This window comes from Rhizohabitans arisaemae (assembly GCF_025996515.1).
Classification (GTDB): Bacteria; Actinomycetota; Actinomycetes; order Streptosporangiales; family Streptosporangiaceae; genus Rhizohabitans; species Rhizohabitans arisaemae.
The window spans coordinates 774,702-792,541 of the sequence record NZ_BLRH01000060.1 but is presented as its reverse complement, the minus strand read 5'-3'; the positions used below and the strand labels follow the sequence as shown (position 1 = coordinate 792,541).

17 protein-coding genes and 1 riboswitch are annotated in these 17,840 nt (G+C 69.2%); of the genes, 10 read left to right on the top strand and 7 right to left on the bottom strand.

Translation table 11 applies throughout. The annotated features are described in order from the left end of the window. The first annotated feature begins 91 nt into the window (after positions 1-91). The 3 genes from RUR_RS32170 to RUR_RS32160 all read left to right on the top strand — a co-directional run bounded on the left by RUR_RS32170 (position 92) and on the right by RUR_RS32160 (position 3,965). Entirely contained in the window at positions 92-1,909 is a 1,818-nt protein-coding gene (locus RUR_RS32170) for a hypothetical protein (RefSeq protein WP_283138990.1), read from the top strand. Positions 1,910-1,944: 35 nt separating this feature from the next. Continuing rightward, a complete protein-coding gene (locus RUR_RS32165; RefSeq protein ID WP_283138989.1) occupies positions 1,945-2,256 on the top strand; it encodes a Dabb family protein in 312 nt (103 codons plus the stop codon). 305 nt (positions 2,257-2,561) lie between these two features. Continuing rightward, entirely contained in the window at positions 2,562-3,965 is a 1,404-nt protein-coding gene (locus tag RUR_RS32160) for an acyltransferase family protein (RefSeq protein WP_283138988.1), read from the top strand. A gap of 259 nt (positions 3,966-4,224) precedes the next feature. Here RUR_RS32160 and RUR_RS32155 read toward each other — a convergent pair whose 3' ends face one another. From RUR_RS32155 to RUR_RS32145, 3 genes are all read right to left on the bottom strand, one after another. Continuing rightward, positions 4,225-4,977, bottom strand: a complete 753-nt coding sequence (locus RUR_RS32155) for a DUF4097 family beta strand repeat-containing protein (RefSeq protein WP_283138987.1) — start codon at positions 4,975-4,977, stop codon at positions 4,225-4,227. Between the two features lie 498 nt (positions 4,978-5,475). Next, positions 5,476-6,171, bottom strand: coding sequence for a response regulator transcription factor (locus RUR_RS32150; protein WP_283138986.1), 696 nt, complete (start codon positions 6,169-6,171; stop codon positions 5,476-5,478). Further along, complete coding sequence (locus RUR_RS32145) at positions 6,141-7,481, bottom strand: sensor histidine kinase (RefSeq protein WP_283138985.1); 1,341 nt, start codon at positions 7,479-7,481, stop codon at positions 6,141-6,143. Before RUR_RS32145 ends, RUR_RS32150 begins: the two co-directional genes overlap by 31 nt. Positions 7,482-7,820: 339 nt before the next feature. Here RUR_RS32145 and RUR_RS32140 point away from each other — a divergent pair, with 339 nt between their 5' ends. Beyond that, a complete protein-coding gene (locus RUR_RS32140; protein WP_283138984.1) occupies positions 7,821-8,198 on the top strand; it encodes a hypothetical protein in 378 nt (125 codons plus the stop codon). Positions 8,199-8,282: 84 nt separating this feature from the next. After that, a complete protein-coding gene (locus RUR_RS32135) occupies positions 8,283-8,627 on the top strand; it encodes a hypothetical protein (protein ID WP_283138983.1) in 345 nt (114 codons plus the stop codon). Between the two features lie 188 nt (positions 8,628-8,815). Here RUR_RS32135 and RUR_RS32130 read toward each other — a convergent pair whose 3' ends face one another. Then, positions 8,816-9,931, bottom strand: a complete 1,116-nt coding sequence (locus RUR_RS32130; RefSeq protein WP_283138982.1) for a serine hydrolase domain-containing protein — start codon at positions 9,929-9,931, stop codon at positions 8,816-8,818. Between the two features lie 203 nt (positions 9,932-10,134). Here RUR_RS32130 and RUR_RS32125 point away from each other — a divergent pair, with 203 nt between their 5' ends. Then, positions 10,135-10,845 (top strand): GbsR/MarR family transcriptional regulator, encoded by a 711-nt coding sequence (locus RUR_RS32125; protein WP_283138981.1) that lies wholly within the window; start codon positions 10,135-10,137, stop codon positions 10,843-10,845. 142 nt (positions 10,846-10,987) lie between these two features. Here RUR_RS32125 and RUR_RS32120 read toward each other — a convergent pair whose 3' ends face one another. Next, the gene (locus RUR_RS32120; RefSeq protein WP_283138980.1) at positions 10,988-12,817 is read right to left on the bottom strand and encodes an acyl-CoA dehydrogenase; all 1,830 of its coding nucleotides are present in this window, start codon (positions 12,815-12,817) and stop codon (positions 10,988-10,990) included. Between the two features lie 144 nt (positions 12,818-12,961). Here RUR_RS32120 and RUR_RS32115 point away from each other — a divergent pair, with 144 nt between their 5' ends. The 3 genes from RUR_RS32115 to RUR_RS32105 all read left to right on the top strand — a co-directional run bounded on the left by RUR_RS32115 (position 12,962) and on the right by RUR_RS32105 (position 14,633). Continuing rightward, the gene (locus tag RUR_RS32115) at positions 12,962-13,744 is read left to right on the top strand and encodes a class I SAM-dependent methyltransferase (protein WP_283138979.1); all 783 of its coding nucleotides are present in this window, start codon (positions 12,962-12,964) and stop codon (positions 13,742-13,744) included. Positions 13,745-13,748: 4 nt separating this feature from the next. Further along, positions 13,749-13,815: riboswitch (guanidine-III (ykkC-III) riboswitch) on the top strand. Between the two features lie 48 nt (positions 13,816-13,863). After that, positions 13,864-14,187 carry a DMT family transporter gene (locus RUR_RS32110; protein WP_283138978.1) on the top strand — a complete coding sequence of 108 codons (324 nt, stop codon included), beginning with the start codon at positions 13,864-13,866 and terminating at the stop codon, positions 14,185-14,187. A 65-nt stretch (positions 14,188-14,252) separates the two neighbouring features. Then, the gene (locus tag RUR_RS32105) at positions 14,253-14,633 is read left to right on the top strand and encodes a VOC family protein (protein WP_283138977.1); all 381 of its coding nucleotides are present in this window, start codon (positions 14,253-14,255) and stop codon (positions 14,631-14,633) included. 66 nt (positions 14,634-14,699) lie between these two features. On the opposite strand, the gene RUR_RS32100 is transcribed toward RUR_RS32105, so the two are convergent. Further along, complete coding sequence (locus tag RUR_RS32100) at positions 14,700-15,152, bottom strand: hypothetical protein (RefSeq protein WP_283138976.1); 453 nt, start codon at positions 15,150-15,152, stop codon at positions 14,700-14,702. Between the two features lie 74 nt (positions 15,153-15,226). On the opposite strand from RUR_RS32100, the gene RUR_RS32095 reads away from it, so the two are divergent. Further along, on the top strand, positions 15,227-15,679 hold the full coding sequence (locus tag RUR_RS32095) for a GNAT family N-acetyltransferase (protein ID WP_283138975.1): 453 nt from the start codon (positions 15,227-15,229) through the stop codon (positions 15,677-15,679). Between the two features lie 72 nt (positions 15,680-15,751). Here the strand turns inward: RUR_RS32095 and RUR_RS32090 are convergent, their stop codons facing one another. After that, the gene (locus RUR_RS32090; protein ID WP_283138974.1) at positions 15,752-17,776 is read right to left on the bottom strand and encodes a molybdopterin-containing oxidoreductase family protein; all 2,025 of its coding nucleotides are present in this window, start codon (positions 17,774-17,776) and stop codon (positions 15,752-15,754) included. Between the last annotated feature and the right edge of the window lie 64 nt (positions 17,777-17,840).

The following is a 17,840-nucleotide window of genomic DNA, read 5'->3' as shown; positions in this document are numbered from 1 at the left end:
CGAAGACGCGATGGGAGGGGGCATGGGATGGAGCCGGCTCCGCCCGTACCGGATGTGTTCAGGGTTCGTGGAGGCTTGACCGGAGGCGACGATGAGTGAGCCGATTCGTATCACCGACATCCGGGCGGCGATGGCCGAGCGGACCTTCCCGACCGTCACCGTGTGGAACCGGGTGGAGGGGCGGCCGAGGACCACCGAGTTCGGGCGGGCGTTGCGGGCCGAGGTCCGGGACGCGTTGTGGCAGCTCACCAGGCAGTGGCAGTTCGGCGAGTTCCGCGGCGAGGACGCGGGATCGCCGGTCACCGCCCAGTACCACCTCAACACCACCCGGCCGACCCGCTTCCGGGCCGGAGACGCGCCTCCGGCGGACCTCCCCGGCGATCCGCTGGAGGCGGTCGTGGAGCGGCGGCCGGTGCCGTTCACCGTCGGCGCCGACCCGGTGAGCCTCGACCTTCGGCTGATCCTCGGCCGCCGCTGGCTGAAGATGATCCATCGATCGCTCCGGGACGAGTTCACGGAGCACTATGCGATCAAGCCGCCCGACCCGGCGGCCGCGGCCGACACCGCGATCGTCTCCGACCCGCAGACCTGGGCCGGAGTGGCCGCGGTGGCCGGGCGGGCGATGGACGGTTACCTGCTCTACCGGCACCTCAAAGCGGGCGGACGCCCGTACGACGGCATGCACGTCCCGCACGGGCACAAGGACGAGCTGGACGAGGCGGCGCCGCTCTTCGTCGCCTGGTTCGAAGGTCTGATCACGCAGCCCGGCGGCCCGGCCGCCTGGGATCCGCAGCGGCTTGAACACAGGTTCGCCCTCGGTGCGCCGACCGCCGACGGGGAGCGGGTGCTCACCGCGGAGGAATACCCCGGGGGCCGGCTCGACTGGCACGCGTTCTCCATCGACACGGACGCGCCGCCGCTCGGCGCGGCCGACCCGTCGGTGCGCGCCTCGGTGACCCGGACGGTCCTGCCCGGACCGGTGGGGTACTCCGGCATGCCGCACCCCAGGTTCTGGGCGTTCGAGGACGGGCGGACCAACTTCGGCGCGATCACGCCCGACACCACCGACCTGGCCCGGCTGCTGTTCTGCGAGTTCGCCCTGGTGTTCAGCAACGACTGGTTCCTGCTCCCCTGCGACCTGCCGGCGGGGACGCTCGCGGCGCTGAAGGGGCTCGCGGTGACCGACGTGTTCGGGCAGCGTTTCTGGATCACCCCGGCCGGGTCCGGGGCGGACGACGACTGGCAGCGCTGGTCGATGTTCAACCTGACGATCGCCGGCACCGCCCCGGTGACCGCGGACACCGGTGTCTTCCTCCCCGCGAGCGTGCCCAAGACGGCCGAGGGACCGCCGCTGGAAGAGGTGGTGCTCATCCGCGACGAGAACGCCAACATGGTCTGGGGGGTCGAGCGGACCGTCCCGATCGTGCTTGGGGAGGGGCGCCGGGGCGCCGAGACCGCGGCGGAGACCCTCGCCCACCGGCGTCGGCTGCTGCCCCCGGTCACCCCGCCCGAGCCCGCGGCGGTGATCGCGTATGAGGCGATGAACACGGTGCCGGAGAACTGGATCCCGTTCATCCCGGTTCACCTGCCCGGGGACAACCGGGAGATCCAACTCCAGCGGGCCGCGCTGCCCCGTGTTCTGCCCGGCGGACCCGTCCCGCCCGAGAAGGTACGGCCGCGGACCAGCCTGCTCCGGGACGGGCTCGACGTCACTCCGCAGCACGCCTACTTCGTCCACGAGGAGGAGGTGCCGAGGGCCGGGACCAGGGTCGTCCTCGCCTTCAACCGCACGCGGGGGCAGGACGGCCGGCCCGTGGTGTGGCTGAGCGCCCACCGCACCACCGGCCGTGGGGAAGGATCGAGCGGACTCGCCTTCGACCGGATCGCCGACACCCCGCCCGCCCCGTAGCCCGGCCCGGGATACCATCGCCGGGGCAGCGGCTCATGAGCGAGGGAGATGCGATGATCCGGCACGTGGTGTTGTTCACCTGGGCCGATGAGGCCACTAACGAGCAGCGGAAGACGGTCGCCGCGGAGTTGTCCAAGCTCCCGGGGATCATCGAGCAGATCCGGGACTACCGGCTCGGCGACGACCTCGGGATCAGCCCCGGAAACCAGCAGTTCGCCCTCGTCGCCGACTTCGACGACGTCGAGTCCTTTCTGGTCTACCGGGACCACCCCGCGCATCAAGCGGTCATCCGTGACCACATCAAGCCGATCCTGGCGTCCCGGGCGGCGGTCCAGTACGAGCTTTAGGACCTGCTCTCGGCGTTCCGAGACCCGGCTTGGTCCGAACGGTGATCACGCCTCCTGCCACCGCGGGCACCTCGCCCGCCTACGCAGGAGCCCAGCGGTATGGACCTGAACCGCCCTTTGCGGCCTGCTTGAGCTGTGTGCGGCGACGAGTTGCAGGCACGGGGAGCATCCGGCCAGTAGGTCTGGAATGAGCTCACGCCAAGCCGGCCCCACCCGCGCTGCTCCATCAGCTCCGACACCGCGCCCAACGTCGCAGGGCTTTCATCCGCCGGTGACCTCTACGTCTGCTGGGGAACATCCAGGACATGGGCAGGACGTTTCGAGAGATCCGGCGGCTCGCGGAGCAGACGCCGCCATCGAGGGAACGGTTCATCGACCTGCTGCGAGCCGTGTCGATCGTCGCGGTGGTCCTCGGGCACTGGCTGGTGACGGTGATCGGCTACGACGAGAACGGCGAGTTGATCGGCCGTTCGGCGCTGCCGGACCTGCCGTGGGCGCAGCCGCTCACCTGGTTGGTCCAGGTGATGCCCGTGTTCTTCTTCGTCGGCGGATACGCCAACGCCGTCTCCCTGGCCGCGGAACGACGCCGTGGAGGGAAGGCCACCGAGTGGCTTATCGCGCGGAGCGGTCGGCTGGTCCCGCCGACCACGGCCCTGGTGCTGGTGATGGGAGGCGGCGCGTTGGTGGCTCGCCTCTTCGACGCCGATCCCGCCAGGGTCCGCATGATCGTCTGGCTCGCCTCGATCCCGTTGTGGTTCCTCGTGGTCTACCTGATCGTGGTCGCGCTGACCCCGCCTATGTACGCCCTCCACCGCCGGTACGGACTCGCCGTCCCGCCGGTGCTGGTGGGGCTCGTCGCCGCGGGCGATGTGGCACGCCTCCTCGGCCATGACTTCTGGGGTAACGGCAACTTCCTGTTCGGCTGGCTGGCCATCCACCAGATGGGTTTCGTCTGGCGGGACGGGCTGCTGCCGGCCCGCCCTCGTGTCGCCGTACCGCTGCTGCTCGCCGGGATCGGCGTGCTGCTCCTCCTTACCCTCGTCGGCCCCTATCCGATCAGCATGATCAATGTGCCCGGCGAGCGACTGCACAACATGTCCCCACCGAGTCTGGCTCTGCTCGCGGTCGCCACCGCCCAGCTCGGCGTGGCGCTGCTGTTGCGGGATCGGACCGAGCGATGGTTGCGGCGCACCAGCCGGTGGAAGGCAGTGGTCGCCGTCAACTCGGTGATTATGACGATCTTTCTCTGGCACATCTCCGCCGTGATCCTGCTTGTCGCCGCGCTGCACGTGGCGGGCCTGCTCCCGACCCCCGAGGCCGGATCGGCCGCGTGGCTGGCCTGGCGGATCCCGTTGCTGGTCATGCTCAGCGCCGTCCTGGCGCTGCTCATCGCGATCTTCGGCCCGGTCGAGGTGCGCGGTGCAGAGCGGTCCCGCCGCCGCTCGCTCCCCACACCGGCCGGCCTGGCCCGCATGGTGTCCTGTCAGGCTGTCCGGCTACCGCTGACCATCGCGGGATTCGCAGGAGTCGCCTTCGCCCTGCTCTCCAACAGCCTGTGGCCGAGCACCGCTCCAACCGCTTCGGGGATGCCGTGGGCCGCGCTGATCACCTACCTCGCCTGCGCGGCGGTCCTGCGTCTGCTGCGCTCGACACCTCCCGCCGCGGAGACCGAACGCTCCACTCCCCATCCTCCACCCCGCCTGGTCTGACCACTCGAACACGCGACCTGCATGAGGTCCAGTCCGGTGTTCTCCACGATCCGGCGTTCGGCCGCGATGCGGGGGAGCCGGGATGCGCGTGGGCAGAACTCGGCGGAGCGGACGTCGGTGAAGACACACAGGCCGCTCCAGTCGCCGTTGACCTCGATGGTGCTTTCCGTCACGCGACCCCAGGGCGTAGGGACCCGCATGGCCGATGGTGTGAGAGGAGGGCGAGGCGACCTCACCTTCTTCCTCGATATCGCTGTGGTCAACAGGGGAACAAGGTCGCGTCACCCTCGGCGGAGTGCAGTTTCACCACGTTGCGGCTCCGACTGTCGTGGGGCACCCGCGACCCGCCTTGGCCCGTGCCGCTGTCGATCGAGACCTGGTACCGCTGTCCGGTGGTCGGAACCTTGACCGTGATGTCCCCGGCGTTGGACGTGATGTCGACGAGTTGCGGCGCCGCCGTGAAGTCGACATCCACGTTTCCGAGGTCCGACGACGCCCGCAGGGTGCGGGATCGGACGTTCGAAACCGTGATCTCGCCCTCCTGAGTGGTGATGCTGAGATCCCCGGTCATCGCGTCGGCGCGGACGGGTCCGCTGCCGCCTTCGACGACGACGGAGCCCGAGAGGCCGGAGAGGTGATACTCGCCGTCCCCGGAACGCACGACCAACGACAGATCGCCCGGCACACTCACCTGATGTCTGCCACCGCAGTCGAGGACCAGCCCGGAGCAGTTCACGCTGAGCTTCAGCGTGTCACCGTCGAGCGTCCACGACGAGTTGCCCGGTTCGGCCGCCGTCCCGCTGAGCCACCGCTGGACATGGATGCCGGAGCCGTCGCCCGGCAAGACCTTGAGTTCGACCGAGCGGGCGTCTATGACCAGTCGATTCCCGCGGAGGTTGAAGGACTTCTCCTCGGAGGCGGTGTCGCCGGAGCCCTTGCCGGCGCAGGCGCTCAGGGCTATCAGGGTCACGGTCGCCGCCGTGGTGTAGGCGAATGCTCGGCGGATGTCCATGAGTCGCTCTCCTTGGCTCACGATGATCCACCGGGCGGGGTGGCGGGCATAAGCGGTGCGACGGGCGGGGGGCACCCACGGAGTTCCGCGTAAACGTGTCGGCCCGCCTGCCCGGGGACTTTGCTTCCTTCAAGGCAATCACGGAGCCGGCACATCATCACTATGCCCAGCTATCGGAATACAGGTAGGTCTAGGCATACCCCGATTGCCGCTTGCACTTCAGAATTCGCGGCAATCGCTCTGTTTCGCATTCCGGCGAGTCGCCGGGGCCGCCTTGACACGGTGTGTGCGTACTAACTCCCTGACGTTCACAGCGCCCTTCGGTCTTAGGTCTACTGCCAACGGCTCCAGTTAATCGCCGTGCTCATTTACGTCGATCGGCACAACGGGATTCGACCGGATTATCAAGTTCTTCCAGCCCGAAGCACAGTGATGAATTCGATGGGTCGGCCTGCAAAACGTGCTCAGCCAGACAAGAAGCCGACATCGGGCAACATTTCATATGCCGGTGCCCGGCGCTTCACCATCCGTTGTCGCTTTGAAGTAGGCGAGCACGGCCAGTACGCGCCGGTTGGTGTTGTCGGTCTGTGGCAGGCCGAGCTTGTCGAAGATGTTGCCGATGTGTTTGCCGACGCCCGCCTCGGAGACGACCAGCCGCCGGGCGATCTCGGCGTTGGAGTGGCCCTCGGCGATGAGGGCGAGGACCGCACGTTCGCGCGCGGACAAGGAGGCGAGAGGGCTGCTGCGGTGACGCACCCACTGGCTGATCACCTGGGGATCGACGACGGTCTCGCCGGCGGCAACCCGGCGCAACGCGGCCACGAACTCCTCGACGTCGACCACCCGGTCCTTGAGCAGGTAGCCCAGGCCCCGGCCGTCCCCGGAGTCCAGTAGGTCGGAGATGTAGCTGTACCGAACGTACTGGCTGAGCACGACCACAGCCAGCCCGGGGTGTGCGTGCCGGAGCTCCACGGCGGCTCGCAGCCCCTCGTCGGTGAACCCCGGGGGCATCCTGATGTCGGTGACCACCAGATCGGGTGAGTGCTCGGCGACCGCGGCCTTGAGCGCCGCGGCGTCACCCACCGCCCCGACCGTCTCGAACCCGAACCTTTCAAACAGGCCGGCGAGCCCCTCCCGCAGCAGGACCCCGTCCTCGGCCAGGACTACCCGGATGACAGCTGTTTCTGAGGGCATGGAATCTCCACGTGCAGGAGTGTCGGTCCGCCGGCCGGGCTGCACAACGACATCCGGCCGTCGATCACGGCGACCCGATCGGCCAGGCCGGTCAATCCGGTGCCGCGGTCCGGGTCGGCCCCGCCGCGGCCGTCGTCGCGGATTTCGACGCCGAGCACACCGCGGCGATGGCCCACGGTCACGGTCGCGCCGGTCGCGCCGCTGTGCTTGGCGATGTTGGTGAGGGCCTCGGCCACCACGAAGTAGGCCGTGTTCTCGATCTGGGCGGGTGGTCTGCCCGGCAGGCTCGCCCGGACGGTCACCGGGATGGGGGACCGGTCGGCGAGCTCGCCCAGTGCGGCGGGGAGCCCGAGGTCGGTCAGGATCTGCGGCTGGATCCCGTGAACAAGCTCGCGTAGCTCGGCCATCAACCGCTTGGCCTGGTCATGCGCAGCGGTGATCGTCTCAGCCGCGGGCGAGCCGGGCGGCAGGTCGAGCCGGGCCAGCCCGATCTGCAGGGTGAGACTGACCAGCCGCTGCTGGGCGCCGTCGTGCAGGTCGCGTTCGATCCGCCGGCGCTCGGCCTCGAAGGCGTCCGCCAGGCGGGCGCGGGAACGTGACACCTCGACCAGCTTCGCGCGCAACCGGTCACCTGTCTCGCACAGGAGCGTTCGCGCCACCGTGGCATGCCCGCCCGCCAGCAGCGTATGCATGTACGGAACCAGAGCGAGCAGCAGGACTCCGATCACGACGTACGGCAGAGTCTGCTCCACGGTCGCGGCCTCGCCGAACGCCAGGGCCACGGAGCCACCGCCCGGCCGTTGCGCCAGGATCAGCAGCGGACTGGCGACAAAGGTCCCGGCCACCAGCACGGCGCCCAGCGCGGTGACGGACAGGACGGGTGCCACGGTGGCCAGCAGGCAGGCGTAGCCGACCTCGCGCCACGTCGCCGGTGAGGCGTAGTGAGCCCGCAGCCGCCGCACCGGTCCGCCGGACGGCACGCTGTGGCTGCGGGCACCGATCGGGCGGTCGTCCACCATACGCAGCCGCCTGCGCTCCAGCGCGGCCACCGGCGTTGCGATCAACGGTCCGAGCGTGACGATCAACAAGCCCCCGAGGAGGATCAGCAGCACGATCGCGTCGAGCCGGTGGTCGCCGGCCGCCAGCCGTATCGCCAGCACCATCCAGGGGACCGCCAGCACGGCGGCAGGGAGCATCGCCACCGGTATCGTCGTGATCAAATAGCCCGCCGCCCGCCACGGCCACCTGCTGATCAGCAGCCTGCGCCAGGTCACCGCCTCCAGCAGTGCCTGCGGCTTTCCTGTGCGCACGTAAATCACCCTAACCCGATTTTCCCGGTCGGGTGGCGACGAGACGGGCTCTTGTCGCCGAGTTGCAAAACTTGCCCGGGCGGGGCGTAGGGCTAGGCATACCTCAATTCCGGTGCCTGCCTGTAGTGCCGGAACATATGCGGCGTGATTTCCTAATGCCGCGGCCGCCGTGCCGACGAGCGACGCGGAACCGCGGACGGTCCCAGGCCGTCGCGCGGCGCATGCCCCGGCAGTCCGGCGGCCGATCCCGCAGTCTGCACGATTAGTGGGGGGACCTCACTCGATATGGAGTCGACATCACCGCAATTTCACGATTACGGCAGATTCGGAAGCGCTGACGTGACCGGTTCGCTTTCTCGTGAGCAGATCCGCGCAGCCGCGGAAACCTACCGTGATCTCGGTCCCGCCTACCGGGATGCGGTGATCGACTCGTTTCTCGACCGGGTTGGCCGGGAGATCGACGCGCGGCTGGCGTCCATACAGGCCGATCAACCGCCCGCTCGGTCCAAGCGGAGGCTGGCCGGGTCGCCCAGGTCGCTGGCGATCTGGTCCCTGATCCTGGGGACCCCGATCAGCGCGATCGCCGTCGGAGCCGGGGAGCGGCCGGCCGGGGTACTCGGGCTGACCGTGGTCTGGATCGCCATCTCGGCCATCAACATCGCCTACGCTGTGGGCGACACGACGAGATCCCGCCAATCCCAGAGCCGCCGGCGGTGAGACGGGGGCATCGCACGATGCTGCTGGAGTATCCAGAACGGCCTGGAGACCTTGCTCGGCTCATACCCTCGGACGTTCCAGGCGGTGGGCGCCGAATGGGCGACCGGTGTCGCCGTCACGGCGCTGTCCGGAGTGGGGCCTCTGGTACGGATGGCCGTCTCGGCCGACGTCCCCGGCATGGCGGCCTGGGCGGGCGGCGCGCTGTTCATCCCGTCGTTCGCGCTCGTGCTCGGCACGCTCAGCCGTACCCACCGCATGTTCCGAGCCGTCTACGCCGCGCTCAACCGGGTGGCCTTCGTGGACTACATGGGCGTCGTCCTTCGGAACGGCCTCCCGGCGGGGCAGTCGCCGCTGCTCACAGCCGGACTTGCGCTCGCTCTACCGGCGCTCACGTTCGCTGTCCGCGCGGTGCGGCACGCCACGCGTTGATCCCGTACCCACATGGCGGGGTCCAGCTCACCGGCATGTGACCGGGTGGACGTGGACGGGTCGATGATCCGAGCCCGTCCGGCCGGCTCCAGGGCGAAGTCCTGCCGCATCTTCGCGTGGTGACGGGAAAGTCGGAGGACGACGGCACCGGATAACGCCGGATGGCTCGTATCAGATGAGGGGTGGGCCTATCGGGATGTGCGCGGGCAGAACTCGGCGGAGAGGACGTCGGTGAAGACGCCGAGGCCGCTCCAGTCGCCGTTGACCTCGGTGGCGAGCAGGTGCTTGCCGTCTCGCGCGCCCATGGCGTAGGTCCACGAGCCGTAGGTGGCCCCGCCGTTGCCCCAGACCCAGACGCCGCACGGGAGCTTCTGGGTGAAGACCCCCAGGCCGTAGCGGGTGTCGGGGATCCACGGGGGCCCGCCCGTGGTTTCGACGGTGGTGAACATCTCCTTCTGCTGTGCGGCGGGGAGCAGCCGTCCGCCCAGCAGCGCGCCCATGAATCGGTTGAGGTCGCCGAGGGTCGAGACCATGCCGCCCGCGGACCAGGTCGCGGATTGGTTCATGGCGGTCGCGTCGTGGATCGTGGGATCGGGCTCTTGGGAGAAGAGCGTGGAGTAGTGCACGGGGTGCGGTCCCCGGATCTTCGCCTCGGTTCCGGGCAGGTAGGTCCCGGTGAGCTTCAGCGGCCGGATGATTCGCCGGGTGACCTCCGTGCCGAAGCCACGGCCCGTCGCCTTCTCGACGATCATCGCGGCCAGGATGTAGTTGGTGTTGGAGTAGGCGAAGCCCGTACCCGGCGGGAGGTGACGCGGGTTGCGCATCGCGATCCGCACGAGTTGCTTCGGGGTGTAGGTGTCGTAGCGGTGCTCCAGCCAGGCCGTACCCTGCGCCTTGGCGAAAAGCTCCGGGTCGTTGACGTAGTTGAAGATCCCGCTGGTGTGGTTGAGCAGCTGCCGGACGGTGATCTGGGTGCCGTCGTGGCCGTTGCCCCGCACGAGCCCGGGGAGCCAGCGCTCCACCCGGTCGTCCAGGCTCAGCTTGCCCTCGCCGGCCAGTTGCAGGACCACGGTGGCCGTGAACGACTTGGTGGCGCTGCCGATCCTGAAGCGCTCGTCGGCCCGCCTCTCGCGACCCGTCTCGGTGTCGGAGAATCCCGCCGAGCCGAACCATCGCTCGCGCCCGTCGCGCACCTCGGCGGCGATCCCGGGGGCGCCGTACCGGGTCAGGGCCTGATCGAGTGCGGCCTGGACGTGGGTGGGGTCCGTCGCCAGCACCGTGGCGAGGAGAAGGGATTTGATCACGCCGAATCCTCTGGTAGACGAGATATTACGTGTTCGCTCGATCGCAAAAGCTACTTTGCTTTCAGTTATTCGTCAACATAGATCGTCGTGTTTATAAAGGTTATTGCAATGATGATGTAGGCAAATGCAAAATGGACTTGCAATGAGATGTCAGCGAACGCAATACTGGTGATCCGACGGGAAAGGCGGGAGGCAGATCACCGATGCCGGGTGGCAGGCTGACTCAGCGGGAACGCGAGGACATCGCCGGGGGGCTGGCCGATGGCCTCACCTACACCGAGATCGCCAGGCGCCTGGACCGGCCGATCTCCACAATCACCCGCGAGGTGATCCGCAACGGCGGGGCGGGGGGCTACCACGCCGGCCGGGCCCACCAGGCGACCGTGCTCCGAGCCCGCCGGGGCAAGGCGGCCACACCCCGTCCGGCGCCCGCGGTCACCGCCGAGCACGGCCGGGACCCGGAGACGATCCGCAGGCTGGAGGAGCGCTTCACCGCCATGCTCGTCGACACCGGCTTGCCGCGTACGACCGGCCGGGTGCTCGCCTGCCTGTACCTGACCGACGACGGCAGCCTCACCGCCGCCGAACTCGTCCGCCGCCTCCAGGTCAGCCCGGCGTCCGTCTCCAAGGCCGTCGGCCAGCTCGAACAGCAGAACCTGATCCGGCGCGAGCGCGATCCCCGGCGGCGGCGCGACCGGTATGTCATCGACGGAGATATCTGGTACCAGTCCTGGCTGGCCAGCGCCCGGAAGAACGCCATGCTCGCCGACGTCGCCCACGGCGGCGCCGAAGCCCTCGGCCCCGCCACCCCCGCCGGAGCCCGGCTCCGGGACATGGGTCGGCTCCTCCGGCACCTCAGCGAAGACATGATCCGCGCAGCCGAGCACCGGCACGGCACCGGGGAAGTCCGTTAGCGGACTCCGCCGCACAGGCGGGGTACGGCGGTGCCGGATGAGCTGTGGAGTCCATACCCGCCTGAACGCGGAGCCCGTACCAGGTGAGGGGCAGGCGAATGCCCGCCCCGGGAGAATTGGGGCGGGCATCGCTCAGGTGGATTCAGAACGCTTCTTCTGGAAGGTCCATGAGATCCAGCCGGGTGTTCTCCAGGATCCGGCGTTCAGCCGCGATACGGGGGAGCACGGTGGTGGCGAAGAACGACGCCGCCCCGACCTTGCCGGTGTAGAAGGCGCGGTCGGCGGCGGAGACCTCACCGCCGAGGGCGGTCAGGGCGATCTCGGCCTGGCGGAGCAGGAGCCAGGCGATGATCAGGTCGCCGAGCGCGAGCAGCAGCCGGGTGCTGTTGAGGCCGACCCGGTAGATCTCCTTCGGTGCCTCCAGCGAGCCGAACGACCAGGTGGTCAGGGTGTCGATCATCGCCTTCAGGTGTCCGGCGGCCTCGGCGAGGAGGGCGCGCTCCTGCTTGAGCCGGCCGTTCCCGGCCTCGGAGTCGGCGAACTCGACGATCCGGCGGTGGAGGGAGCCGAACGCGGCCCCGTTGTCCCGCAGGATCTTCCGGAAGAACAGGTCCAGGCCCTGGATGGCGGTGGTGCCCTCGTAGAGCGAGTCGATCTTTGCGTCCCGGATGTACTGCTCGATGGGGTAGTCCTGCAGGTAGCCGGATCCGCCGAGGGTCTGCAGGGAGCGGGAGAGCAGTTCGTAGGAGCGCTCCGAGCCGACCCCCTTGACGATCGGGAGCAGCAGGTCGTTGATGAGCTCGGCTTCGCGGTCGACGCGGCCCTCCGCGGCGGCCAGCTGGACCGCGTCCTGGAAGGTCGCGGTGAACAGGACGAGCGCCCGCATGCCTTCGGCGTAGGACTTCTGCAGCATCAGCTCGCGCCGTACGTCGGGGTGGTGGGTGATCGTCACCCGCGGGGCGGTCTTGTCGGTCATCTGGGTGAGGTCGGCCCCCTGCACCCGGGTCTTGGCGAACTCCAGCGCGTTGAGGTAGCCGGTGGACAGGGTGGCGATCGCCTTGGTCCCGACCATCATCCGGGCGTGCTCGATGATCATGAACATCTGCTTGATGCCCTCGTGCACGTCGCCGATGAGCGTGCCGACGGCGGGGTGCTTGTTGCCGAAGGTGAGTTCGCAGGTGGTGGAGACCTTCAGGCCCATCTTCTTCTCGACGCCGGTCACGTAGACGCCGTTGCGCCCGGTGGTTTCGCCCGTCTCCAGGTCGACGAGGTATTTGGGGACGAGGAACATCGACAGGCCCTTGGTCCCCGGGCCGTGCCCCTCGGGGCGGGCGAGGACGAGGTGGAAGATGTTCTCCGCCATGTCGTGCTCGGCGCTGGTGATGAATCGCTTCACGCCTTCGATGTGCCAGGTTCCGTCAGGCTGCGGTACGGCCGTGGCCAGGCCCGCGCCGACGTCGGATCCGGCGTCGGGCTCGGTCAGCACCATGGTGGCGCCCCACTCCCGTTCGATCGCGAGTTCGGCGAACCGCTTCTGGTCCGGGGTGCCGATCTTGTGGAGGACCAGGGAGAACGCGGGGCCGCAGGAGTACATCCAGACCGCCGGGTTGGCGCCGAGCACGAGTTCGGCGAGCGCCCAGGCCACGCTGCGGGGGAATCCGGGGCCGCCGAGCTCTTCGGGGAGGTCGACGTTGGCCCATCCGGCGTCGACGAACGCGGCGAAGGACCGTTTGAACCCGTCAGGCATGATGACCGAGGCGGTCGCCGGGTCGAAGACCGGAGGGTGCCTGTCGCCTTCTTCGAACGAATCGGCGAGTACCCCGGTGGCGAGCCGGTTCACTTCGTCGATGATGCCCCGGACGCTTTCCTCGTCGAGATCGGCGAACGGTCCGCTGCCGAGGACGTCGCGTCGGCCGAAGACCTCGAAAAGGTTGAATTCGAGGTCGCGCACGTTGCTTTTGTAGTGGCCCATCAGGGTGCTCCTTGGCCCGGTCTGCCGTTCGTACTGACGAGTAACCTAACTCCTATGCTACTCGCCGGTAACCCTTCTTGCCACCTCTGATGGGCTATGGGCTTTTAGGCTGTTTCCATGGAGATTGATGGACCTTCTGGTCGGTTGGGCGCTCGTTGGCAGGCCGAACTGGCGGGCTGGGGGATCCCCCAGGCGATCGTCGACGCCGCCCCCCGATCGCCCTGGGGACACCGGCCGGACAACTTCATCCGCCGTACCGAGGGCTTGGTCGAGGCGCCGTCCGGGCCGCTCTACGAACGGGCCCGCGAGGCGCTGCCCCCAGGCGGGAGCGTGCTCGACGTCGGGGCCGGTACGGGCGCCGCCTGCCTGCCGCTGGCGAAGGAGGCCGCGGAGATCGTCGCGGTCGACGTCTCGGCCGTCATGCTCGGGGAACTCGCCGCGAGGGTGCCCCCGGGCGTCGGACTGGTCGCGGTCGAGGGAAGCTGGCCCGAGGTGGCCGACCGCACCCCGGCGGCCGATGTGGCGGTGTGCTCGCACGTCGTCTACAACGTGCCCGATCTGGTGGGATTTCTCACCGCACTCACCGGGCACGCCCGGCGGCGGGTCGTGCTGGAACTGAGCGAACGCCATCCGATGACCTGGCTCAACCCGCTCTGGGAGCACTTCCACGGGCTGGACCGGCCCGACAGCCCGACCGCCGAGGACGTGGCGGAAATCGCTCGATCCCTGGGATACCGGGTCCGATCGGCCGTCTCGGCCGCCTCCGACGACCACTATCACTCGCTGGAGGAACTGGCCGACCGCGTCTGCGTCCGGCTGTGCCTGCCCGCCGATCGCGCGCCCGAGGTGGCGCGGGTCGCACGGGAGCTCGGGATCTGGCCCGCACCGCGGGCGCGCTGGGTGACGCTCTGGTGGGATGTGCTATAGCTAGAGCAGGTACCCGATCGGTGCCCCGGACGAGGAGTGAGCGCCGTACCCGGAAGGAAAGACGACGCTCGGGACACGTGGGTGAAAGTCACCCGCGTTCAGACGCGAACGGGGCGGTCATGGCCTGGGTGCTTCTTATCATCGCCGGACTCTTCGAGATCGCCATGGCGATGTCGCTGAAACTCAGCGACGGCTTCTCCAAGCTGCTGCCCTCCGTCGGGTTCTTCGTCTTCGCCGCGCTCAGCTTCGGACTGCTGAGCGTGGCGTTGAAGCAGCTGGAGGTCGGTACGGCCTACGCGGTGTGGACCGGGATCGGCGCGGCGGGCACCGCCGTCGTGGGGATCCTGGTCATGGGCGACAACGCCTCGGCGCTCAAGCTGATCTCGCTGGCGCTGATCGTCTTCGGGGTGATCGGTCTGAACCTCGCGGGGGCGGCGCACTGAGCCCGGGCACGGTCGTCGCGAAACCTGCTTGACGTGATTGGTGGTGTCGATGTTGGCTGTGGGCCATGATGGGGATTCATGCGGTCACCTTCGACTGCGCGCAGCCGTACCGACTGGCGGCCTTCTGGCAGGCGGCCACCGACTGGACGCTTGATCCGGAATCCGAGCCCGGCGACGACGAGATCCGGCTCATCCCGCCCGGCGGGCCGCAGGTGCTGTTCATCCGGGTGCCCGAAGGAAAGACGGCCAAGAACCGCTTCCACCTCGACGTGATGCCGACGGACGGCAGAACTCGGGACGAAGCGGTCGAGCACCTGCTCGCCTTGGGCGCCACTCAACTCCAGGACCACCGGAGGGCGGACGGCACCGGCTGGGTCACCCTGCTCGACCCGGAAGGCAACGAGTTCTGCGTCTGCCGGAGCCAGGCCGAGCGCGACGGCGCGTGAGCCGGGCGCCGCCCTTCTCCGGGAGGACGACGGCGCCCGGATCACGCGCCGGGCCGCCACAGGTCCTCACGAGTTCCGGGCGCGTCCCTTCACGGCGACGCCGAGGAGACCGACGACGAGGTAGACGAGCGCACCGCCCCACAGCGCGTCGAACAGGCTGCCGAAGATGCCTTCGCCGTCCAGGATCAGCTGGATGGGGTAGGTCACGGCCGCCGTCGCCGCGGCCGGCAGGAGCGCGAACCGCCACGGATGTTTGAGCGACCAGGCCCGGGCGTTCCTGGTGACGCGGTCGATCCCGGACGCGCCCGGGTTGAACAGCGCACCCGCCGCCGCCACGATGAAGAAGAGACCGGCGCCGAGGCTGAGCGCGCCCCCCGGATCGGCGCCGGAGAAGACCAGCCCGATCAGCATGTTCACCGCGGCCACACCGCCACCGGTGAACGCGGCGAGCTTCCACGGCGCGCCACGCAGCGCGGCCCCGGCCAGTGACATTTCATCGCTTCTCGATAGTTCTGTCATGACTTCATGCTGCCTCGCGCGGCGGCGTGAGCACATAGGGGAAGTCCCTGATCGACCCCCGATATGGTTCCCCCATGTCTGTGGTGTTCCGCGAGGCCAAACGTGAGGACGTTCCCAGGATCGTCGCCCTGCTCGTCGCCGACCGGCTGGGCGCGGAACGGGAGACGGAGGCCGATCTCGGCGTCTACCTGGACGCCTTCGACGCGATCGCCGCCGACCCCCGCAACGAGCTCATCGTGGCCGAGGTCGGCGGCGCCGTCGTCGGGACGATGCAGCTCACCTACATCCCCGGGCTCTCCCGGAGGGGATCCGAGCGGCTGCTGATCGAGGCGGTCAGGATCGACTCCATCCTGCGCGGCCAGGGCCACGGCCGCGCCATGATCGACTGGGCGGTGGGGCGGGCCCGCGCTCGTGGTTGCCGGTTGGTCCAGTTGACCAGTGACAAGACCCGGGGTGCGGCCTTGCGCTTCTACACCTCACTCGGCTTCACCGCCTCCCATGAGGGGTTCAAGCTCGCCCTCGACTAGCACCCATCCGACGTGCAGCAGGTTCCGGTGGCCGCCGTACGGCCGTACTCGATCATCGGTTGCCGGGCTCGGTCAGAGTGGGGCGATCTCCACGCGGTTGTCGTGGTAGACGGCACCGCCCAGATCGGCGGTCCGTTCGTCGACGGTGGCGTTGACGTTCGTGCCGCCGGGGCTGAACTTGGGCCAGTGGCCCTTGGGGGAGGCCGCCACCCCGGGCCGTACCCGATCACTGATCTCCACCTCGGCCTCGAACGATCCTCGGTCGTTGAACACCCGCACCCGCTGCCCGGGGGTGAGACCCCGGGCGGAGGCGTCGTCCGGGTGGACCATGACGTACGGCCCCTTGGCCCGGCGGCGCAGCTCGGGGTTGTTGCCGAACGTGGTGTTGAGGAAGGTGTGCGAGGCGGCGGAGATCAGCGTCAGCGGGTAGTCCGGCGGGTCCGCCGGGGGGACGAAGTCCGGCATCCGGTCCGGGCCGTCGCCGGTGACGAACTCCATCCGGCCCGAGGCGGTCGGGAACCCTTCGGCGTACGGGAGGAAGGGCCGGGGCAGCGCCATGCGCACCCAGCCCTCTTTGCGGAGCCGATCGAGGGTGATCCCCTCCAGCGCGGGGTGGCCGGAGCCGAGGGCCTGCTCGGCGAGGGTGAGGTCGTCGTCGAAGAGCGCCGGCTCGGTGAGCCCCAGCCGGCGGGCGAGCCTGCGGAAGGTCTCGGCGGTGGGGAGGCACTCGCCGGGCGGCGCGACCGCCGGTTCGTTCCAGGTCAGGTAGAGGTGTCCGTACCCGTCGTGCAGGTCCCGGTGCTCGATCTGCGTCGTGGCGGGCAGGACGATGTCGGCGTAGTCGACGGTGTCCGTCGGGAACTGCTCCACCACCACGGTGAAGAGGTCCTCGCGGAGCAGCCCTCGACGGATCTTGTTTTGGTGGGAGGTGCTGCCCATCGGATTGGCGGCGGTGACCCAGAGCACCTTGACGGGCGGGTCGTCCAGGTCCAGCAGCCCCTCGCCGAGCCGGGTCATCCGCAGGGTCCGGACCGGCTTTTCCAGCAGATCGTCCCGGTACAGCGCCGTCCGGTCGAGGGGGCTGTGCCCGCTGGTCGAGTAGACGACGCCCCCGCCCGGGTACCGCCAGTCCCCGGTGACCCCCGCGATGGCGGCGATCGTCCGCAGCGCGGCGCCCCCGCCCGCGTGCCGCTGCAGGCCCATCGTGGCCCGGATCGCGGTGGGCCTGGTACGGGCGAGCCGGAGCCCGAGGCCGACGATCCGGTCCACCGGGAGATCGGTGATCCCGGCGACGCGAGCGGGCGGGAACTCCATGATCCGCTTTCGGAACTCCGTCCAGCCGTGGGTGTGCGCCTGGATGAACTCCCGGTCCTCGGCCCCTTCGGACACGACCACGTGCAGCAGGCCCAGGGCGAGCGCGGCGTCGGTGCCGGGGAGCGGCGCCAGGTGCTCGTCGGCCTGGTCGGCGGTGCGGGTGCGGATCGGGTCGATCGCCACCACGTGGGCTCCGGCGTGCCGGCCGTCCTGGATGAACTTCCACAGGTGGTGGCCGGTCGTCAGGGTGTTCGTCCCCCAGAGCAGGATGAGCTTGGATTCGGCGAAGAGTTCGGGATCCATGCCACCGGGTGAGCCCTGGACTCGGCGGAGCCCCTCGTTGCCCGCCTGGGAGCAGATGTCGGCGTCGTGGTGGGAGGCGCCGAGCACGTTCCACAGGCGGCGCCCGGCCATACCCTCCAGGCCCTGCAGGTAGCCGAGGGTTCCCGTGCCGGAGTACGGCCAGACGGCCTCGCCGCCGAACTCCTCGATCACGCCGGTCAGCCGCTCGGCGATCTCGTCGAGCGCCTCGTCCCAGCTGATCCGTTCGAACGTGCCCGAACCCTTGGGCCCGGTCCGGCGCAGCGGATGGAGAATCCGATCCGGCGCCTGGGTGTGTTCGAGATAGCGGTTGACCTTCACGCAGAGCGCGCCCCGGGTGTACGGATGCTCGGGGTTGCCGCGGAGCCGTACCGCGCGCCCGTCCTGGACGGTGACGACCCAGGCGCAGCCGTCCGGGCAGTCGAGCGGGCAGGCGCCGAGGACCTTCAACTCCGAGCTCATGCCAGTGACGGTAGCTCATGCCCGATTTATCCGGTAACCACCTGTGCTGGGGTGTTGTCCCTGA

Bases quoted from the DNA above. Each gene is read 5' to 3' on its own strand.
- RUR_RS32125 (WP_283138981.1), top strand. From the start codon at position 10,135: ATGCCGGGTGGCAGGCTGACTCAGCGGGAACGCGAGGACATCGCCGGG.
- RUR_RS32090 (WP_283138974.1), bottom strand. From the start codon at position 17,776: ATGAGCTCGGAGTTGAAGGTCCTCGGCGCCTGCCCGCTCGACTGCCCG.
- RUR_RS32165 (WP_283138989.1), top strand. From the start codon at position 1,945: ATGAGCGAGGGAGATGCGATGATCCGGCACGTGGTGTTGTTCACCTGG.
- RUR_RS32160 (WP_283138988.1), top strand. From the start codon at position 2,562: ATGGGCAGGACGTTTCGAGAGATCCGGCGGCTCGCGGAGCAGACGCCG.
- RUR_RS32095 (WP_283138975.1), top strand. From the start codon at position 15,227: ATGTCTGTGGTGTTCCGCGAGGCCAAACGTGAGGACGTTCCCAGGATC.
- RUR_RS32150 (WP_283138986.1), bottom strand. From the start codon at position 6,171: ATGCCCTCAGAAACAGCTGTCATCCGGGTAGTCCTGGCCGAGGACGGG.
- RUR_RS32105 (WP_283138977.1), top strand. From the start codon at position 14,253: ATGATGGGGATTCATGCGGTCACCTTCGACTGCGCGCAGCCGTACCGA.
- RUR_RS32120 (WP_283138980.1), bottom strand. From the start codon at position 12,817: ATGGGCCACTACAAAAGCAACGTGCGCGACCTCGAATTCAACCTTTTC.
- RUR_RS32155 (WP_283138987.1), bottom strand. From the start codon at position 4,977: ATGGACATCCGCCGAGCATTCGCCTACACCACGGCGGCGACCGTGACC.
- RUR_RS32110 (WP_283138978.1), top strand. From the start codon at position 13,864: ATGGCCTGGGTGCTTCTTATCATCGCCGGACTCTTCGAGATCGCCATG.
- RUR_RS32170 (WP_283138990.1), top strand. From the start codon at position 92: ATGAGTGAGCCGATTCGTATCACCGACATCCGGGCGGCGATGGCCGAG.
- RUR_RS32100 (WP_283138976.1), bottom strand. From the start codon at position 15,152: ATGACAGAACTATCGAGAAGCGATGAAATGTCACTGGCCGGGGCCGCG.